The following is a 16,417-nucleotide window of genomic DNA, read 5'->3' as shown; positions in this document are numbered from 1 at the left end:
GGGGAGGGGTGGGGCACAGGGGACTCCTGGTTCAGGACCTCGGCGGTGATCGCCGGCATCTCGCTGGTCGGCGTGTCGGCGACCATCCGCAGCATGGTCTCCGCCTTGGGGGCGTTGAGCCGCTTCTTGTAGTTCTTGTGCAGGAGCCCGTCGAGCACGGGACGCAGCTGGCCGGCCTGGGTGGGCGGGTCGGCGCTCTCGCTGAGGAGCGCCGCCAGCGTTTCGGCGATCGTGGACCGCTCGTACGCGGGCCGTCCTTCGACGGCGAAGTAGAGCGTGGCCCCGAGCGACCAGATGTCCGACTCGGGCCCGGTGTATTCGCCTCTGGCACGTTCCGGGGCCGTGTAGCCGGGGGAGCCGATCACCATGCCGGTCCTGGTGAGGCGGGAGTCGCCTTCGGCCTTGGCGATGCCGAAGTCGGTGAGCACGACGCGGCCGCTCTCGGTGATGAGCACGTTGCCGGGTTTGACGTCGCGGTGCGTGATGCCCTGGGCGTGCGCGGCGCGCAGCGCGCCGAGGAGGTCGACGCCGATCTCGGCGACGAGCCGGGGCGGCAGCGGTCCTTCCTCGTCGATCACCTGCTCCAGGGAGCGGGCCTCGATGAGTTCCATGATGATCCACGGGCTGTTGTCGTGGATGAGCACGTCGTGGATGGCGGCGACGGCCGGGTGGCTGATGCGGGCGGCGATGCGCCCTTCGCGGACCATGCGTTCGCGCAGTTCGGCGCGTTGCTCCTCGGTGAGCCCGGGATCCTGGCGGATCTCCTTGACCGCCACTTCGCGGCCGAGGGCGCGGTCGCGGGCACGCCACACGGTGCCCATGGTGCCCCGGCCGAGGGGCGAGATGAGCTCGTAACGCTCCGCTAGCAGGCGCGTCTGCTGTTCCGGCATGAGAAGAAGATATCGATTCTCGCTTGGGAAGTGCTTTAACCTCGCTTGCGAAGTTCTCTTGGCCAGAACCGCCGAGGAAGGAACAACTTTATCACCGTCGCTTTCAAGCGGGCATAAGCGGACGGAGCAGGCCGGGCTTCCACTCTTTTCCTGTGAACTCCCTCACCCGCTCTGCGGTCCTGCCGCTGGACGGGCACGCTCACCGTCGCCGAGGTGGTGACGTCGGCCCGGTGGAGCCCGCGGTGCGCGGGCCGGCGTGGGAAAGACGGCGCGGTGAGCACCATGGCGGGGCGCGGCGACTTGCGCGGGGTCAGCGGTTCCTCGGCGGAGCCGCCCGCCGCCACGCGGGCGAGCATGAGGGAGGCGCGCACGGAGTCGAGCCGGGTGTGCGGGTTGATGCGCAGCAGCGCGTCGAGCACCGGGGCGAGCGGCCCCGCCTTGCTCATCGGGATGGGCTCGCCGCTGGTCAACGCCGCCAGCGCGGCGGCTGCCGTACGGCGTCCGTGCAGGCCCCGGCCTTCGACGGCGGTGTAGAGGGTCGCGCCGAGCGACCACAGGTCGGCGGCGGGGCTGGCCTTGGAGCCGAGGACCCGCTCTGGAGCGATGTAGCCGGCGGAGCCGAGCACGATGCCGGCCTGGGTGATGGAGACGTCGCCTTCGAGCGCGGCCAGCCCGAAGTCGGTGAGCACGGCGCGGTCCTCGGTCACCAGCACGTTGCTGGGCTTGACGTCGCGGTGCAGGATGCCCTTGGCGTGCACGGCGCGCAGCGCGCCGAGGATCTGGCGGCCGATCTCGGCGGCGTGCCTGGGCTGGAGCGGTCCTTCCTCCTGGATGAGCTGCTCCAGGGACTTGGCCCGGAGCAGCTCCATCACGATCCACGGCCGGTCGTCCTCGGTGACCACGTCGAAGACGGTGATGACCGAGGGGTGCGCGACCATCGCGGTGGCCCGGCCCTCGCGCTCGGTGCGTGCGCACAGCTCGGCGCGCAGCTCCTCGTCGAGCACGGTGGGCAGGCGTACTTCCTTGACCGCCACCTCGCGGTTGAGCAACTCGTCGTGCGCCCGCCACACGGTGCCCATGCCGCCGCGTCCGACCGGCTCCACGAGCCGATAGCGCGCGGCGAGGAGGTAACCGGAGGGCGCACGCATGCCTGGCAGCTTACCTATTTGTGTAAACCCACCAGTAGAGGCGTGGCCGATAATTTGTTGCGAATCCAAGTCAACCGGTCTGACCGGTGACGTCAGTAAACCTGGCGGCCACATCCTCCCAGTTGATCAGGCCCCAGAGCTTCTCCACATAGTCCGGGCGCACGTTGCGGTACTGCAGGTAGTAGGCATGCTCCCAGGCGTCGAACACGAGCAGCGGCGTGGTGTTCATGCCCACGTTGCCATGGTGGTCGTACACCTGTTCGACGACCAGCCGCCGGCCGAGCGGCTCCCACGCCAGCACGCCCCAGCCGGACCCCTGCACCGACGCGGTGGCGGTGGTGAGCTGCTTCTGGAAGGCCTCGAACGTGCCGAAGTGCTCGTCGATGGCGTCCCTGAGGGCCCCGTCGGGCCGGTCGCCGCCGTCGGGCGAGAGGTTCTGCCAGAAGATCGAGTGCAGTACGTGCCCGGACAGGTTGAACGCGAACGTCTTCTCCAGTCCGACGAGGCCGCCGAACTCGCCCTTGTCGCGGGCCTCGGCCAGCCGCTCCAGCGTGTCGTTGGCGCCCTTGACGTAGGCGGCGTGGTGCTTGGCGTGATGCAGCTCCAGGATCTCGCCGGTGATGGCGGGCTCCAGTGCCGCGTAGTCGTAAGGCATGTCCGGAAGGCGGTAATCGCCCATGTGTCCTCCTCCGATGTTGATCACGACACTATTGCAAGTGATTCGCAATTGCATCAGCCTTGCGACCTAGGACTCCGGTCCGGCAGCATGGGAGCGCAGCTCGGTTCTCACCCGGGCGGACGGCTCACACCGCCCGTCCGGGTGGCCGCGCTTCGCCTCCTCTTAGACACGCCGACCGGTAACGGCTGGGCAGTGATTGCTGACGGGAACTCTGGGGGCACGTCAGCAAGTTGTAAGGCTGTGGTAAGGGAGCGGGGGCATGCTGGATCCATCGGGCAGGAAGGCACATAAGGAGGCCGAATCTGTCGGTGCCAATCGTCACAATGAAGGCATCAGCCCGAGGCTCGACAGCAACTGACAACCATCGAGGGACGTGGTGAAGATGCGCCAGATCCAGGTTCGCCGCCGGCCCCGCAGGCCGAGCGGAGCCTCACTGGACCTTCGCACGCCGTCCGGGCGCCAGCTGCCCTACTAAGATCAGAAACCAGGAGCGCCATCTGAGAGGTGCACGATGTGCAGTCACGTCCCCACTTGTCCGAACTCCGTGTCCGCCGATCGTGAGGCCGCGCACGTGATCTCGGCCCACCCCGACCAGGGCTGGAGCCTGCTCTGCAACGGTGTCGTGCTGTTCGAGGACACCGGCCTGCTGCTGCCCGACGGCAGCGTCGTGGCGCCGCACCGGGTGCCGGTGGCCGCGTGAGCGTGACGATCCGGGCGTAGACCGAGCGCGACGGGGGCGTCGCGCGCCGGTGCCGGGCGGCCCTGTCCCCTACCCGGCACCCTGACGCGTCCGGCTCAGCGCCGTCCGATGCTCAGCACCGGCCCCGTGCGGTCGGTGAAGAAATCGTCACCCTTGTCGTCGACCACGATGAACGCGGGGAAGTCGACGACCTCGATCTTCCACACGGCCTCCATGCCGAGCTCGGGATATTCGAGCACCTCGACCTTCTTGATGCAGTCCTGCGCCAGGCGCGCCGCCGGGCCGCCGATGGAGCCCAGGTAGAAGCCGCCGTACTGCTTGCAGGCGTCGGTGACCTGCTGGGAGCGGTTGCCCTTGGCCAGCATCACCATCGAGCCGCCGGCCGCCTGGAAGCGCTCGACGTAGGAGTCCATGCGCCCCGCGGTGGTCGGGCCGAACGAGCCGGAGGCGTAGCCCTCGGGTGTCTTGGCCGGGCCCGCGTAGTAGACCGCGTGGTCTTTCAGGTATTGCGGCATCTCGCCGCCGTTGTCGAGCAGCTCGCCGATCTTGGCGTGCGCGATGTCGCGGGCGACCACGAGCGGGCCGGTGAGCGACAGACGCGTCTTGACCGGGTATTTCGTGAGCTCGGCGAGGATGTCCGCCATCGGGCGGTTGAGGTCGATGGAGACGACGTCGTCCGACAGGTGTTCGTCGGTGGTCTCGGGCAGGAACCGCGCCGGATCGGTCTCCAGCTTCTCCAGGAACACGCCCTCCGGCGTGATCTTGGCCAGCGCCTGCCGGTCGGCCGAGCACGACACCGCGATGGCCACCGGGCAGGACGCGCCGTGCCTGGGCAGCCGGATCACCCGTACGTCGTGGCAGAAGTACTTGCCGCCGAACTGCGCCCCGATGCCGAGCTTCTGCGTCAGCTCGAAGACCTTCGCCTCCAGCTCCAGGTCGCGGAAGCCGTGCCCGGACGCCGAGCCCTCGGTGGGGATCGAGTCGAGGTAGCGGGCGCTGGCGTACTTGGCCGTCTTGAGCGCGTACTCGGCGGACGTGCCGCCGACGACGACCGCGAGGTGGTACGGCGGGCACGCGGCGGTGCCGAGCGAGCGGATCTTCTCCTCCAGGAAGGCCATCATCCGCTTCTCGTTGAGTACGGCCTTCGTCTCCTGGTAGAGAAACGACTTGTTGGCCGAGCCGCCGCCCTTGGCCATGAACAGTAGCTTGTACTCGTCCGGGTGGCCGTGCGGGTCCTCGGCGTAGAGCTCGATCTGCGCCGGGAGGTTGCTGCCGGTGTTCTTCTCCTCCCACATGGTCAGCGGGGCCATCTGGGAGTAGCGCAGGTTGAGCCTGGTGTAGGCGTCGTACACGCCGCGCGACAGGTGCTCGGCGTCGGCCCCGTCGGTCAGCACGTGGCGCCCGCGCTTGCCCATGACGATCGCGGTGCCGGTGTCCTGGCACATGGGCAGCACGCCGCCGGCCGAGATGGAGGCGTTCTTCAGCAGGTCGAGCGCGACGAACCGGTCGTTGCCGCTGGACTCGGGGTCATCGACGATCTTGCGGAGCTGAGCGAGATGCGACGGGCGGAGGAAGTGGGAGATGTCGTGGATCGCCGTCTCGGTGAGCAGGCGCAGCGCCTCCGGCTCCACTTCGAGGAAGGTCCGCCCGGCCGCTTCGATCTTCTTCACCCCGTCCGAGGTGATGAGCCGATATTCCGTGTCATCGGCGCCCAGGGGAAGCAGATCGGTGTAGTCGAAGTCCGGCATGGTCAGTAGGGTACGCGCTCCCGCGCGCCGTCCGCCGCGCGGTGGTGAGGCCGATGAGGATGCCGACGATCACCAGCCCCGCGCCGAGCAGGTCGAAGCCGGACGGCGTGGCGATGCCGAGCACCAGACCGGTGCTGATGGCCCCCACGGGGATCAGCCCGGCGAACAGCCCCGCCGGCCCCGGCCCGAGCTTGGGCAGCGAGGTGTACCAGAGCAGGAACGCCACCACGGTCACCACGATGGCCAGGTAGCCGAAGCCCAGCGTCTCGGCGAGCGTCGGCGTACGGAACATCCCCGTCCCCTCACGTACCAGCCCGATCGCGGCCAGCATGGGCACGGCCAGGACCGTCGAGTACGTCGACACCCGGATCGCCCCCAGCTTGGGCAGCAGCGGCAGCGCCAGCAGCGAGAAGCCCACCTCGCCCACCAGGGCGCCGAGCGCCCACAGCAGGCCGGGCAGGTTGCCGCTGCCGAGCCCGGTGGCGAGCGTCGCCCCGGCGACCACCACCGTGGCGCCGGCCAGCACCCGTGGCGCGGGCCTGCCGCCGGCGATGGCCAGCCAGAGCGGCACGGTGCCGAGCACGGTGCCGACCAGGGCCGGGCCCGACTCCCGGGTGGACTCGATCACGCACACGTTGAAGATCGCCAGCCCGACCAGCGTCAGTGCGCCGAGCAACAGCCACTCCCGGCCGGTCAGCCGGACGAACCGCAGCTTCATCACCCACGTCACCGCGATCAGGATGACCGCCGCGAGCAGGTATCGCACAGCTTGCCCGCCGTACACGGGATAGTCGTTGACCAGCCCGGACACTCCGGCCAGCGTCCCTACGAGGAACATGGCGGCAGCGGCCCCGGCGACTCCGTTTCTCATGTAAGGCATGCTAGGAAGCCAATGGTCTCCACAAATAGTCCAAAGCATCGAGATAAAACAGGACCAATATGGCCGACCTTCATATCACGATAAATCGGGATAAAGGGGCGATTGCTGGGCAGATCGCCTCCGAGTTGCGCGACTCCATCCGGCTCGGCCGCCTCACCCCCGGCACCCGGCTGCCCGCTTCCCGCGACCTCGCCGCCGACCTGCGGGTCTCCCGGGGCGTGGTGGTGGAGGCGTACGAGCAGCTCGTCGCCGAAGGCTTCCTGATCTCCCGCGTCGGCTCCGGCACCCAGGTCGCCCCGGCGGCCGCCCGCGCCCCGGCCGTCGAGGACCCGGCCCCCGTGACGCGCGCCCCCTACTACGGCCACCGGCCCACCTCCCCGGACCTCGGCCACTTCCCCCGCGAACGCTGGCTGGCCTCGGTCAGGCACGTCCTCGCCACCGTGCCCGCCGACGCCCTCGACTACGGCGACCCCGGCGGCGTCCCCGAGCTCCGCGAGGAGCTGGCCGGATACCTCAGGCGGGTGCGCGCGGCCGACGTGCGCCCCGAGAACCTGGTCGTCGTCGGCGGCGTCGCCCAGGGCCTCAGCCTGATCCTGCACGTGCTCACCCGTACCGCGCTGGCCGTCGAGGACCCCAGCAGCCACCGCCAGGCGCCCCTGCTGCGCCGGGCCGGCGCCCAGCTGGTGCCCGTCCCGGTGGACGAGCAGGGGCTCGACGTCGCCGCGCTGCGGGCGCGGCGGGCCGACTCGGTCCTGGTCACCCCGGCGCACCAGTTCCCGACCGGGGTGGTGCTGTCGCCGGCGCGGCGGGCCGCGCTGCTGGAGTGGGCCCGCGAGGGTGACCGGACGATCCTGGAGGACGACTACGACGCCGAGTTCCGCTTCGACCGCGACCCCGTCGGCTGCCTGCAGGGCCTCGCGCCCGACCGGGTGATCCTGTCCGGCAGCGTCAGCAAGGCGCTGGCGCCGGGCCTGCGCCTCGGCTGGGTGGTCGCCCCCGCCCACCTCGCCGACGCCGTGCGCCGCGCCCGGGGCGAGCTCGACCTCGGCTCCCCGGTGATCGAGCAGTACGCGCTGGCGCACTTCCTGCGCACCGGCGGCTACGACAAGCACCTGCGCCGGATGCGCCGCGAGTATCACCGCCGTCGCGACGCGCTGGTCCTCGCGCTGGCCGAGCACGCGCCCGGCGTCCGGGTGCGCGGCATCGAGGCCGGGCTGCACGTCTACCTGGACCTGCCGCCCGGCTGGGACGAGGACCGGGTGGCGGCGGCCGCGCTGGAGCTGGGCCTGTCCGCCGAGGCCGTCGCGCCGATGCGCTCGTCCGCAGGTCCGCCGGCCGTCGTGGTCGGGTTCGCCCGGCTGCCCGCGCGCAAGGCCGTGGAGGCCGTACTAGGTCTGAAGGTCAGAATGTCTGGACAAAACTGAGGTGCTCGCCTAGAAAGAAGCCATGCGCGTGGGATTGCTCGGGCTGGGCAGGATCGGTGCCTTCCATGCGGCCACGCTGGCCGCGCATCCGCTGGTCGACGACCTGATCGTGGCCGACCCGGTGCGGAGCTCACCGCACGGCAGGCCCGGCGACCCGTTCGAGGCCGACGCCGTGGTGATCGCCACGCCGACCGGCACGCACGCCGCGCTGCTGCGCGAAGCCTGCCGGCGCGGCATCCCGGCCTTCTGCGAGAAACCGGTCGCGGGCGACGTCAAGGAGACGGCCGAGGTGCTGGAGGCGGCCCGCGGCCACCGGGTGCAGATCGGCTTCCAGCGCCGCTTCGACGCCGGTTACGCCGCCGCCCGCGCCGCGCTGCGTGAGGGTGAACTGGGGGAGCTGCACCGGGTGCACCTGATCACCGCCGACCCCGCGCCGCCGCCCGCCGCCTACATCCCGCAGTCCGGCGGCATCTACCGCGACTGCCACATCCACGACTTCGACATCCTGCGCTGGGTGACCGGCCGCGAGGTGGTCACGGTGTACGCGACCGGCGCGAACCGGGGCGCCGCCTTCTTCGCCGAGGCGGGCGACGTCGACACCAGCGCCGCCCTGCTCACCCTCGACGACGGCACGCTGGCCACCGTGCAGGGCTCGCGATACAACGGCGCCGGGTACGACGTCCGCATGGAACTGGCGGGCACCCTCGGCACCTGGGCCGTCGGCCTGGGCCCGCGCGCCCCGCTGTCCTCCACCGAGGGGCTGCAGCCGCCGGGCGAGGCGTGGCCCGACTTCGTCACCCGCTTCGCCACCGCCTACGCCGCCGAGATCGACGCGTTCCTGCGCGGCGCCCCCGGCCTGTGCCCGATCGAGGACGCCCTGGCCGCCCTGTACGTCGCCGAGGCCGCCGAGCTGTCCCGCCGCGAACGCCGCCCGGTCGAGGTCGCGGAGGTCCGTGAGGCGACTACGCCCCGGCCCTGACCCGGGGCGCGAACCCGCGGGCCAGCAGGATGATCGCGGCGGCCAGCACGAGCGGCGCGGCGAACGCGACCCGCATGTCGGCCGCCTCGGCGATCGCGCCCACCAGCGCGGAGCCGACGATGAAGCCCACGTAGTTGAACAGGTTGACCAGGGCGATCGCGTTGCCGGTGCCCGCCGGGTCGAGCTTGCCCGCCGCCGAGAACGACTGCGGCGCCACCACCGACAGCCCCACGCCCGTCAGCCCGAACGCCACCACGGCCAACGGCTGGCTGGGCGCCGCCACGATCCCCAGGAAGCCCAGGGTGGCGATCGCGCCGCCGAGCCTGACGATGCTCGCCGGGCCGTACTTCCTGACGGCCAGGTCGCCGGCGAGCCGCACCAGCAGCGTCGTCGCCTGGTAGGCGGCGTAGGCCAGCGGGATCACCCGGGCGTCGGCGGCCATCGTGTCCTGCATGAAGACCGTGGAGAAGTTCGACACCGCCGCGTCCCCGACGTACAGGAAGGCCATCGCCAGGCAGAGCGGGAGGATCGGCCGGAACGGGACGCGGCCGCCGGCGGTGGCCGTCTCCGGAGCCACCTGCTCCTCGGCCGCCGTGTAGAGCTTCGGGCCGGCGTAGAGGGAGCCCGCGACGGCCAGGACCATGGGGATCGCCATGACCGCCTCCAGCGGCAGGCCGTCGCCCACCGCCGACACCCACAGCGCCCCGGCCAGGCTGAGCACGCTCCACAGGCAGTGGAAGCCGTTGAGCACGGCCCTGCCGTAGCGGCGCTCGACCGCCACGCCCTGCATGTTCATGCCCGCGTCGACGGCGCCTACCGCCACGCCGAACAGCAGCAGCGCCGGCACCAGCAGCGGCACGTTCGGCGCGAGCCCGGCGAGCACGACGGCGGCGGCCACCGCGGGCTGGGCTACACGCAGCAGCGCCTTGCTGCCCAGCCGGGCCGCGATCGAGCCGGCGCTCACGCTGCCGACCCCGGCGAAGACCGGCACGATGAGCAGCAGTATCGTCAGCGCCCCCGTGTCGAGCCCGTGCTTGTCCTGCAGATGGGCCACCTGGGTGAGCAGCGTGGCGAAGGAGAGCCCCTGCACGGCGTAGACGGCGAACGTCGCGAGGCGGGCTTGGCGATCACGCGGGGACGGCACGGCGGCCTCCAGATGGGGGGAGATCAAACGTGAGGCTGGGTCAGGTTAGCCCGCTCTCCGTCTCCTCCACCAGGCCCACCGGCTTCCTCGCCGCCCACACGCCGAGCGCGGCCAGCGCGATCACCTCGATCGCGGCCAGGCACCGCTCGACCAGGCCGAGCGGCATCACCTGCCACCATGCCAGACCGCTGCGCGCGCCCACCATGACCACCGCGCCCATGCCCAGCACCCACAGCACCGCCACGATCCCGAACGCGAACGCGGCCAGCGACGCCCGGTGCCGCTCCGCCCGCCACGGCCGGGCGATGATCAGCACCGCCAGCGGCAGGCTGAGGAAGGCGATCACGCTGCCCGCCCGATGGATGCTGCCGCTCAGCGAAGGCCCCACCGACCAGTCATGTTTCGGGAAACAGGCGGTCACCAGCAGCCCGGCGCTCCACGCCATCAGCGCCACCGTGCCCACGACCCCGGCCAGCCGCCGGCGCGCCAGCGACAGGCCGATCGCGGCCGAGCCCACCGCCAGCAGCGCGACCCCCAGCCCGAAGATCCAGCCCTGCTCGCCCAGGCCGTGCTCGCTGATCGTGCGGCGCAGCGGGTTCATCTCGCCGAGCGCGGCCAGATCGAGACCCACGATCAGGGCCGCCCCGGCGCCCACCGCGCCCAGCCCCCAGCGTGCCGACCGATGCACGACCACCCCTCTCGCCGCCCGTCTGATCGGCTCAACGGCCGTAATCTCCGGGAGATTCCGGGGCCCGCTCCGGCGGAGCGCCAGATATTGTCAGAAGTGTGAACGAACGCCCCGGATCCTGGTTGCCACGCTTGCAAGAAGTCGGTGAGCGCCTGGCCGAGGAGTGGGTGTCCGCCCGCCGCCCGGCCAGGGAAGGCGCGCCCCAGCCACACGAACTGCGTGCCTCCGACGCCGACCGTGAACGCATCGCCCAGGTGCTCCAGGACGCCCACGCCGACGGCCGCCTCACGCTGGAGGAGCTGGAGGAGCGCCTCACCACGCTCTACGCGGCGCGTACGCTCGGGGACCTCGCCCAGCTCACCGCCGACCTGCTGCCCGCCGACGAGCAGCCGCTCAACCTCGACGGCCGGCCCGTCTCCGCCGTCTTCAAGAAGCAGGAGCGCGGCGGCCGCTGGGTGGTGCCGGCCGAGCTGTCGGTGACCGCCATGTTCGGCACCACCAAGCTCGACCTGCGTGACGCGATCCTGCAGAACCGGCGCATCGTCATCAACGCCACCCTGGTCTTCGGCGGCCTGGAGATCCACGTGCCGGAGGACCTGGAGGTCATCCGCGTCACCAAGGACAAGACCGTACGGCTCACCAAACAGCCCACCGAGCCCGGCGCCCCCGTCGTCGAGGTGCACACCAGCAACTTCGCCGGCGAGGTCAAGGTCAAGGAACCGCCCAAGCGCAAGCGCCGCCGCTGAGGCTCAGCCCGCCGTGTCGAAGTTGATCGCGCTGTAGGCGCGCAGCTTCCACAGCTGGTGCTCGCTCTCCACCTTGCGGATCGTGCCCGAGCGCCCGCGCATGACCAGCGACTGGGTCACCGCCGCCCCGCCGCGGAACCGTACGCCCTCCATCAGCTCGCCCTTGGTGATGCCTGTCGCGGCGAAGAACACGTCGTCGGACCTGACCAGGTCGTTGGTGGTCAGCACCTGGCTCAGGTCGTGGCCGGCGTCGATCGCCCGGCCCCGCTCGGCGTCGTCGCGCGGCCACAGCTTGCCCTGGATGACGCCGCCCAGGCACTTGAGCGCGCAGGCCGCCACGATGCCCTCCGGCGTGCCGCCGATGCCGAGCATCAGGTCGATGCCGGTGCCGCCGCGCGCCGCCATGATCGCGCCCGCCACGTCGCCGTCGGTGATGAACTTGATCCGCGCGCCCGTCTCCCTGATCTCCTTGACCAGCCGCTCGTGCCGGGGCCGGTCGAGGATCACCACCGTGACGTCGGCCGCCGAGCAGTGCTTGGCCTTGGCCACCGCGGCGATGTTGGCCGCCACCGGCGCCTCGATGTCGACCACGTCGGCCGCCTCCGGCCCGGTCACCAGCTTCTCCATGTAGAACACGGCCGACGGGTCGTACATGGACCCGCGCTCGCTCACCGCGATCACCGACACCGCGTCGGGCATGCCCAGCGCGGTCAGCCGGGTGCCGTCGATCGGGTCGACCGCCACGTCGCACTCGGGGCCGCCGCCGTCGCCGACCCGCTCCCCGTTGAACAGCATCGGGGCGTGATCCTTCTCACCCTCGCCGATCACCACCACCCCGTTCATCGACACGGTGTTGATCAGCTGGCGCATCGCGTTGACCGCGGCCCCGTCGGCGCCGTTCTTGTCCCCCCTGCCGACCCAGCGGGCGGCCGCCATCGCCGCCGCCTCTGTAACGCGTACGAGCTCCATGGCAAGATTCCGGTCAGGGGCGTGCTCGCCCGTAGCCAGTGCTGCCGGAACCGACGTCTGATCGGACATGATGAAGGGCCTCCTCGTGGACGACTATCCCGATCGTAGTTGTCCCTGTATCCCCGGTCAGCGGAGGATAATGTGCCAGCCATGAGCAGCGATGTGGAACAGCCGGTCACAGCCCGCACCTCCGAGCGCGGCGCGGCCACGCGCACCGCTCTCCTGCGGGCCGCCCGTGACGTGTTCGTCTCCAAGGGCTTCGCCGAGGCCGGCGTCACCGACGTGGTGGCCAAGGCGGAGGCCAGTGTGGGCAGCCTCTACCACCACTTCGCCGGCAAGGCCGACCTCTACCTGACACTGTTCGAGGAGTTCCAGGCCAGGCAGACGCAGCGGACCAAGCAGGCCGCCCGCGACGTGCGCGACAGCGGCGAGACCGATCCCATGCGGGTCTTCGTCGGCGCTGCCCGCGCCTATCTCGACGGGTGCCTCGAAGAGCGCGAGCTCGCCGCGCTCTTCATGCGCGGCGACGGGCCGCCCGGCTTCGAGGTCGTCATGCGCGACCGGCTGCGCACCTGGGCCAGGCGCAACGCCGCGCTCTTCGACGACTCCGAGAACGCCCTGGTCGTCGTCATCACCGGGGCGCTGGCCGCGGCCGTCACCGAGGTCGTGCAGACGGGCGACCGGACGCTGGCCGACGACGTCCTGGCCATCGTCGGACGCATTCGCCCGACCGGCTGGGTGACCGGGTAACCTCGCCAAGGTGCGACGGTTCACCGAAGGTTTCTACGGCTACGCGGTAGCCCTGTTCGTCTGTTTCGCGGCGGTGGGGCTGTTCCTGCTCATCACCCCGCGCAGCCAGGGTGAGCACATCCCGAGGCTCGACTATTCGATCACGGTCGCCAACTACGCCCGTACGGTGCCCTACCAGGTGTGGGCCCCCGTCAAGGACCCCGAAGGCTGGACCCCCAACAGCAACCGGATCGCCAAGGGCGAGGGCAAGGCCCAGGTGCTGCACGTCGGCTACGCCACCAAGGCCCGTCAGCACGCCATGCTCATCCAGAGCGACGAGAAGCCGGCGGCCGGGTTCGCCAGCCGGATGGCCAACTCCGACAAGCCGGTCGGCACCCAGGACGTCAACGGCCAGCAGTGGGAGCGGCGCTTCCGCGAGGACAAGAACCAGCGGACGCTGATCCGCTTCCTGCCCGACGTGACGCTGGTGATCACGGGCACGGCCGACTGGCCGGAGCTGGGGCAGCTCGCCACCGCGCTGGAACAGCGCCCCAAGCCCGCCGCCCCGTGAAGTGCGTGTTCTGTCAGCGGCGGCCCCTAGGGTTGGGGGCGTGGCAGACGACAAGGCACCCTCATACGAGCAGGCCCGCGAAGAGCTGACCGAGGTGGTGCGCCGGCTGGAGACCGGCGGGCTCACCCTGGAGCAGTCCATCGAGCTCTGGGAGCGGGGCGAGAAGCTGGCCGCGATCTGCGAGGAGTGGCTCCAGGGCGCCCGGGTCAAGCTGGCCGCCGCCATGGCCCGCAGGTCCGACCCGTCGGCCGCCGTGGGCGACGACGCGCCGTTCTAGCTCCGGTGCAGGGCCACGACCGGGATGCGGCGGGTCGTCTTGGCCTCGTACTCGGCGAACCCGGGGGCGATCGCCACCATCCGCGCGTAGATCTCGTCACGCTCGGCGCCCTCGATGAAGTCGGCCTTCACCTCGAACGTCTCCGTGCCGACCTCGGCCGTGCCTCCCGGGGTGGCGCGAAGGTTGTGATACCAGGCGGGATGATGGTCGGCGCCCGCGTTGGAGGCGATGACGATGTAGCGCTCGCCGTCCTTCAGATACATCACCGGAGTCGTCGTCCGCTTGCCTGATTTGGCGCCGGTCGTGGTGAGCAGCACCAGGTCAGAGCCTTCGAAGTAGCCGCCCACGCGGCCGGCGTTGGCCCGGAACTCCTCTATGACCTGCTGGTTGAAGTCGTTCGCCATGCTTACCGTCCCTTAATCGGAGAACTCTCCGTTCTCAACCGTGGAGCCTAAACGGAGATTCCTCCGGTTGCAATCGCTATGCTCTGCGTGTGCGCCGACAGTTGCCAGTCCTCGGGCAGCCGCAGCCGGAGCGGGCCGATGCGGCGCGGAACCGGCAGAAGATCATCGAGTGTGCCGCCCGAATGGTCGCCGACAGGGGAGCCGACCAGCTCTCCCTCGACGAGGTCGCCCGCGAGGCGTGCGTGGGCGTCGGCACCGTCTACCGCCGCTTCGGCGACCGCGCCGGGCTGGTCTACGCGCTCATCGACGAGCGCGAACGGTGCTTCCAGGAAGCGTTCATGACCGGGCCGCCGCCGGTCGGGCCGGGGGCCGAGCCCGCCGAGCGGATCAGGGCGTTCCTCGCCGCGCTCGTCGACCGGATCGTCGACCAGCTCGACCTTTTCCTGCTCCTGGAGACCGCGTCGCCCAAGGCCAGGTTCAGCGGGCCGTACGGGGTGCACCACCGGCACCTGGCGACGCTGCTCGCGCAGGCCAGGCCGGGCTCACGCGCCGGCTTCCTGGCCGACGCCCTCCTCGCGCCCGTCAACGCCCGGCTGATCTCCTATCAGCGCGACGAACGCGGGCTGGGCATCGAGGAGATCAAGGCCGGGTTCGACGAGCTGACGCGGGCGCTGCTCACTCCCCGGCAGGCTCCGCGCGCACCGTCACGCGGTCGTCCGGAAGCCGGACCGTGAGCAGCGCGCCCGGCGCGATCTCCCCGGCCAGCCGGACCACCTCACCCGAAGGATGCTGGACGATGGCGTAGCCGCGCTCCAGCGTGGCCGCAGGCGACAGGGCGACCAGACGGGCCCGCACATGGGTGAGATCGTCGCCGGCCCGGTCGAGCGAGGCCGTCAGCGAGCGCCTGGCCCGGTCGCGCAACGCCTCGGCCTGCTCGGCGCGGCGCTCCAGCTCACGCACCGGATCGGCCAGCGACGGACGGGAGCGGACCGAGGTGAGCCACGACATCTCCCGGTCGAGCCAGCCGCTCACGACCCTGCGGCCCCGGTCACGGAGCTGGCGCACCAGAGTGAGCTGCTCGCCGACGTCGGGCACCACCTTCTTGGCGGCGTCGGTCGGGGTGGACGCGCGGACGTCGGCCACCAGGTCGAGCAGCGGGCTGTCCTGCTCGTGGCCGATCGCACTGACCACCGGGGTGCGGGACGCGGCCACGGCCCTGACCAGCGTCTCGTCGGAGAAGGGCAGCAGATCCTCCAGCGATCCCCCACCCCGGGCGATGACGATCACCTCGACCGAGGAGTCGGCGTCGAGCTTGGACAGCGCCTCGGTCACCTCGCCCACCGCGTAGGGGCCCTGGACCGCGACCTCCTCGACCTTGAACCGCACGGCGGGCCAGCGGCGCCTGGCGTTCTCCAGCACGTCGCGCTCGGCCGCCGAGTCGCGGCCGCAGATCAGCCCCACCGTGCCCGGCAGGAACGGCAGCCGCCGCTTCCTGTCGGCGTTGAACAGGCCCTCGGCCGCCAGCAGCCGGCGCAGCCGCTCAAGGCGGGCCAGCAACTCGCCGACGCCGACCGGGCGGATCTCCAGCGCCGTGAAGGCGAACGAACCCCTGTTGACCCAGAAGTCCGGCTTGACGTGCACGACGACCCTGGCGCCGTCGGCCGGGCGCGGCTCGGTCGCCTCGTAGACGCCGCGCGGGGCGGTGACCCTGGCCGACACGTTGGCCACCGGGTCGCGCAACGTCAGGAAGACCGTGCCGCCGCGGGCGCTCAGGTCGGTGATCTGGCCCTCGACCCAGACCGTGCCCAGCTTGCCGATCCAGCCGCCCACCATCTGCAGGACGGTGCGGACCGGCAGGGGCGCCTCGGGGGTGGTCTTCGAGCTCATGCCCGAAGCCTACGGTGTCGTGCCGACTATTCCCCGGCCTGCAGCTTGGCCAGGCGGTTCTCGTACATCCGCACGACCTCGGGACGGGCCGTGGTGGCCTGCTCGTAGGCGAGGCAGGCGCCGATCTGCTCGGCGGACTTGCCGCGCATCCGGGCGCGCAGCGAGGCCACGGTCAGCTCCGAGTAGCCGGGCATCGGCTCCGCCAGGGCGGTCTCCTTCACGGGGGTGGCCACGGCGGGGGCGACCTCCTCCGCAGGGGCCTCCTTCGCCGGGGTGGCCTCGACCGCCTCGGCGAGCTTGTCGGCCTTCGGCGCCTTCGTCCTGGCGGCCCTGGGCTTGGCCTTCGGCTTCTCCGCCGCGGGCTTCGTGATGGTCACCGGCTCGGCCACGGCCGGCTCCGGCGCGAGCGCCGGCTCGACGGTAGCGGCGACCGGCTCAGCCCCGACAACCGGCTCCGGCGCGGCGGTCGGCTCCTTCGCGACGGTCGGCTCCGGTGCGGCGGCGGGCGCCTTCGTGCACGTCAAGCCGGACTTCTGGGTCAACAGGGGTTCGTT

19 protein-coding genes are annotated in these 16,417 nt (G+C 71.2%); 8 read left to right on the top strand and 11 right to left on the bottom strand.

Features of this window, described 5'->3' with window-relative positions; all coding sequences use genetic code 11:
- The 3 genes from ADY59_RS40540 to ADY59_RS40530 form a co-directional block, all read right to left on the bottom strand.
- On the bottom strand, window positions 1-890 hold an 890-nt coding region (locus ADY59_RS40540), incomplete at its 3' end, for a serine/threonine-protein kinase (protein WP_049574511.1).
- A gap of 35 nt (window positions 891-925) precedes the next feature.
- Complete coding sequence (locus tag ADY59_RS40535) at window positions 926-2,038, bottom strand: serine/threonine-protein kinase (RefSeq protein ID WP_049574509.1); 1,113 nt, start codon at window positions 2,036-2,038, stop codon at window positions 926-928.
- 70 nt (window positions 2,039-2,108) lie between these two features.
- Entirely contained in the window at window positions 2,109-2,717 is a 609-nt protein-coding gene (locus ADY59_RS40530) for a superoxide dismutase (RefSeq protein WP_049574507.1), read from the bottom strand.
- A 511-nt stretch (window positions 2,718-3,228) separates the two neighbouring features.
- Here ADY59_RS40530 and ADY59_RS40525 point away from each other — a divergent pair.
- On the top strand, window positions 3,229-3,417 hold the full coding sequence (locus ADY59_RS40525) for a DUF5999 family protein (RefSeq protein WP_049574504.1): 189 nt from the start codon (window positions 3,229-3,231) through the stop codon (window positions 3,415-3,417).
- Between the two features lie 95 nt (window positions 3,418-3,512).
- On the opposite strand, the gene ADY59_RS40520 is transcribed toward ADY59_RS40525, so the two are convergent.
- Together ADY59_RS40520 and ADY59_RS40515 are read right to left on the bottom strand one after the other, a co-directional pair.
- Window positions 3,513-5,165, bottom strand: coding sequence for a fumarate hydratase (locus ADY59_RS40520; RefSeq protein WP_049574501.1), 1,653 nt, complete (start codon window positions 5,163-5,165; stop codon window positions 3,513-3,515).
- Entirely contained in the window at window positions 5,119-6,036 is a 918-nt protein-coding gene (locus ADY59_RS40515; protein ID WP_049574499.1) for a DMT family transporter, read from the bottom strand. The genes ADY59_RS40520 and ADY59_RS40515 overlap by 47 nt, the downstream gene beginning before the upstream one ends.
- A gap of 68 nt (window positions 6,037-6,104) precedes the next feature.
- Here ADY59_RS40515 and pdxR point away from each other — a divergent pair, with 68 nt between their 5' ends.
- Window positions 6,105-7,469, top strand: coding sequence for a MocR-like pyridoxine biosynthesis transcription factor PdxR (gene pdxR, locus ADY59_RS40510; protein ID WP_049574497.1), 1,365 nt, complete (start codon window positions 6,105-6,107; stop codon window positions 7,467-7,469).
- 22 nt (window positions 7,470-7,491) lie between these two features.
- On the top strand, window positions 7,492-8,448 hold the full coding sequence (locus ADY59_RS40505) for a Gfo/Idh/MocA family protein (protein ID WP_049574493.1): 957 nt from the start codon (window positions 7,492-7,494) through the stop codon (window positions 8,446-8,448).
- Here the strand turns inward: ADY59_RS40505 and ADY59_RS40500 are convergent.
- Both ADY59_RS40500 and ADY59_RS40495 read right to left on the bottom strand, forming a co-directional pair.
- Window positions 8,432-9,619, bottom strand: coding sequence for an MFS transporter (locus tag ADY59_RS40500; RefSeq protein WP_231619126.1), 1,188 nt, complete (start codon window positions 9,617-9,619; stop codon window positions 8,432-8,434). The two genes, ADY59_RS40505 and ADY59_RS40500, sit on opposite strands and share 17 nt — an antisense overlap.
- 13 nt (window positions 9,620-9,632) lie before the next feature.
- A complete protein-coding gene (locus ADY59_RS40495; RefSeq protein WP_082310773.1) occupies window positions 9,633-10,280 on the bottom strand; it encodes a DUF998 domain-containing protein in 648 nt (215 codons plus the stop codon).
- A 131-nt stretch (window positions 10,281-10,411) separates the two neighbouring features.
- Here ADY59_RS40495 and ADY59_RS40490 point away from each other — a divergent pair, with 131 nt between their 5' ends.
- On the top strand, window positions 10,412-11,026 hold the full coding sequence (locus ADY59_RS40490) for a DUF1707 SHOCT-like domain-containing protein (protein ID WP_156326049.1): 615 nt from the start codon (window positions 10,412-10,414) through the stop codon (window positions 11,024-11,026).
- Window positions 11,027-11,029: 3 nt separating this feature from the next.
- Here ADY59_RS40490 and glpX read toward each other — a convergent pair whose 3' ends face one another.
- A complete protein-coding gene (gene glpX, locus ADY59_RS40485; protein WP_049574491.1) occupies window positions 11,030-12,064 on the bottom strand; it encodes a class II fructose-bisphosphatase in 1,035 nt (344 codons plus the stop codon).
- Window positions 12,065-12,145: 81 nt separating this feature from the next.
- Between glpX and ADY59_RS40480 the strand changes: the two genes are divergently transcribed.
- Genes ADY59_RS40480 through ADY59_RS40470 form a run of 3 tightly spaced genes read left to right on the top strand, consistent with a single transcriptional unit; the run spans window position 12,146 to window position 13,572 of the window.
- Window positions 12,146-12,745: a TetR/AcrR family transcriptional regulator gene (locus tag ADY59_RS40480; RefSeq protein WP_049574489.1), complete on the top strand. Its 600-nt coding sequence runs from the start codon at window positions 12,146-12,148 to the stop codon at window positions 12,743-12,745.
- A 10-nt stretch (window positions 12,746-12,755) separates the two neighbouring features.
- The gene (locus ADY59_RS40475) at window positions 12,756-13,295 is read left to right on the top strand and encodes a DUF4245 domain-containing protein (RefSeq protein ID WP_049574486.1); all 540 of its coding nucleotides are present in this window, start codon (window positions 12,756-12,758) and stop codon (window positions 13,293-13,295) included.
- Between the two features lie 40 nt (window positions 13,296-13,335).
- Window positions 13,336-13,572, top strand: coding sequence for an exodeoxyribonuclease VII small subunit (locus tag ADY59_RS40470; RefSeq protein WP_049574485.1), 237 nt, complete (start codon window positions 13,336-13,338; stop codon window positions 13,570-13,572).
- Here the strand turns inward: ADY59_RS40470 and ADY59_RS40465 are convergent.
- On the bottom strand, window positions 13,569-13,976 hold the full coding sequence (locus ADY59_RS40465) for a nitroreductase family deazaflavin-dependent oxidoreductase (RefSeq protein ID WP_049574482.1): 408 nt from the start codon (window positions 13,974-13,976) through the stop codon (window positions 13,569-13,571). The genes ADY59_RS40470 and ADY59_RS40465 overlap by 4 nt on opposite strands.
- 89 nt (window positions 13,977-14,065) lie before the next feature.
- On the opposite strand from ADY59_RS40465, the gene ADY59_RS40460 reads away from it, so the two are divergent.
- Window positions 14,066-14,710: a TetR/AcrR family transcriptional regulator gene (locus ADY59_RS40460; RefSeq protein WP_231619125.1), complete on the top strand. Its 645-nt coding sequence runs from the start codon at window positions 14,066-14,068 to the stop codon at window positions 14,708-14,710.
- Here ADY59_RS40460 and xseA read toward each other — a convergent pair.
- Both xseA and ADY59_RS40450 read right to left on the bottom strand, forming a co-directional pair.
- Window positions 14,652-15,863, bottom strand: coding sequence for an exodeoxyribonuclease VII large subunit (gene xseA / locus ADY59_RS40455; RefSeq protein WP_049574477.1), 1,212 nt, complete (start codon window positions 15,861-15,863; stop codon window positions 14,652-14,654). The two genes, ADY59_RS40460 and xseA, sit on opposite strands and share 59 nt — an antisense overlap.
- Before the next feature lie 26 nt (window positions 15,864-15,889).
- Window positions 15,890-16,417 (bottom strand): hypothetical protein (locus tag ADY59_RS40450; protein WP_049574474.1); only part of this gene is annotated, 528 nt, incomplete at its 5' end.

This window comes from Nonomuraea sp. SBT364 (genome assembly GCF_001083785.1).
In the GTDB taxonomy this organism is placed as follows: Bacteria; Actinomycetota; Actinomycetes; order Streptosporangiales; family Streptosporangiaceae; genus Nonomuraea.
The sequence above is the reverse complement of the archived record's forward strand: the minus strand, read 5'-3'. Positions and strand labels throughout refer to the sequence as shown.